1 pseudogene is annotated in these 340 nt (G+C 54.4%); it reads right to left on the minus strand.

Annotated elements, in window-relative coordinates:
* Positions 1–340, minus strand: a pseudogene (locus EZM41_RS13545) (hypothetical protein); the annotation flags it as partial.

Here is a 340-nt window from a genome sequence, read left to right on the forward strand (position 1 = left end):
CTCCAGGCCGCTTATCTCAAAGCCCACGTCGTAACGGTCGGGATAGCCCCCGGAGGCCATCACCACTCCAACGGCGCAGTCCTTTGCCTTGATGGCGTTTAACGACTCGGATTTTGCCCCCGATAGCATGACCTCACCCCAATCGACGTCGCAGATCGGCAAGACCACCTGCGCCTCCGGGTCGCCGAACCGCGCGTTGTATTCCGTAAAACCCTCACGAGCTTTTACGTATTTAACGACAAATAAGGAGCGCCTAAATACTCGGCTCTTTGCCTCTTTTTCACTTACTCCGTAATATACTTTACCGAGCGTTTTTTCAGCAGCCCTCACAGCTTCGACC

Source organism: Acetomicrobium sp. S15 = DSM 107314 (assembly GCF_016125955.1).
GTDB lineage: Bacteria > Synergistota > Synergistia > Synergistales > Thermosynergistaceae > Thermosynergistes > Thermosynergistes pyruvativorans.